Source organism: Azospirillum sp. UFLA03-27, assembly GCF_059803775.1.
The window spans coordinates 1-1,315 of record NZ_JAUQTX010000499.1 but is presented as its reverse complement, the minus strand read 5'-3'; the positions used below and the strand labels follow the sequence as shown (position 1 = coordinate 1,315).

Genomic DNA, 1,315 nt, shown 5'->3' with positions numbered 1-1,315 from the left:
TGGAAGATGGGCGCCTCCTCGTCCTTGTTGATCGCGACGATGACCTTGCTGTCCTTCATGCCGGCGAGGTGCTGGATGGCACCGGAGATGCCGACGGCGATGTACAGCTCGGGCGCCACGATCTTGCCGGTCTGGCCGACCTGATAGTCGTTCGGCACGAAGCCGGCGTCGACCGCCGCGCGGCTGGCACCGACCGCCGCGCCGAGCTTGTCGGCCAGCGCCTCCAGCAGCTTGAAGTTCTCGCCCGACTGCATGCCGCGGCCGCCCGACACGACGATCTTGGCCTGGGTCAGCTCCGGACGCTCCGACTTCGTCAACTCCTGGCCGACGAACTTGGCCGAACCGGCGTCGCCCGTCCCGGCGATGCTCTCCACCGTGGCCGAGCCGCCCGTGGCGGCGGCCGCCTCGAAGGCGGTGGTGCGCACCGTGACGACCTTGATCGGGTCGGCGGACTTCACCGTGGCGATGGCGTTGCCCGCGTAGATCGGCCGCTCGAACGTGTCGGCGGAGACCACCCCGGTGATGTCGGAGATCGCCGCGACGTCGAGCAGGGCGGCGACCCGCGGCAGCAGGTTCTTGCCCTCCGACGAGGCGGCGGCCAGCACATGGCCGTAGCCCTTGGCGAGATTGACGACCAGCGGCGCGACGTTCTCCGGCAGCGGGTGGGCGTAGGCCGCGTCGTCGGCCAGCAGCACCTTGGCCACCCCGGCCACCTTGGCGGCGGCCTCGGCGACGGCCTGGGCGCCCTGGCCGGCGACCAGAACGTGGATCTCTCCGCCGATCTTGGCGGCGGCGCTGACCGCGTTCAGCGTGGCGGCCTTCAGCGCGGCGTTGTCGTGTTCGGCGATGACGAGAATGGACATGTCAGATCACTTTCCCTTCAAGGCACACTGGCCCCTCAGATCGCGCGGGCTTCGTTCTTCAGCTTGTCGACCAGGGCGGCCACGTCGGCGACCTTGACGCCGGCCTTGCGCTTGGCCGGCTCGGCGACCTTGAGCGTGGTCAGGCGCGGCGCCACGTCGACACCCAGCGCGTCGGGGGCCAGCGTCTCGATGGGCTTCTTCTTGGCCTTCATGATGTTGGGCAGCGAGGCGTAGCGCGGCTCGTTGAGGCGCAGGTCGGCGGTGACCACGGCGGGCAGCGTCAGCTGCACCGTCTCCAGGCCGCCGTCGATCTCGCGGGTCACGGTGACCGAGCCCTCGCCCGGCACGACCTTGGAGGCGAAGGTGCCCTGCGGCCAGCCCAGCAAGGCGGCGAGCATCTGGCCGGTCTGGTTGCAGTCGTCGTCGATCGCCTGCTTGCCGAGGATGACCAG

At 70.0% G+C, this 1,315-nt stretch carries 2 protein-coding genes; both read right to left on the bottom strand.

All coding sequences use genetic code 11. The features are described from left to right. The coding region (locus Q4I23_RS32705) for an electron transfer flavoprotein subunit alpha/FixB family protein (protein ID WP_498529005.1) at window positions 1-863 on the bottom strand (863 nt) is incomplete at its 3' end. Between the two features lie 35 nt (window positions 864-898). After that, window positions 899-1,315: electron transfer flavoprotein subunit beta/FixA family protein (locus Q4I23_RS32700; RefSeq protein ID WP_498529004.1), on the bottom strand; the 417-nt coding region annotated here is incomplete at its 5' end.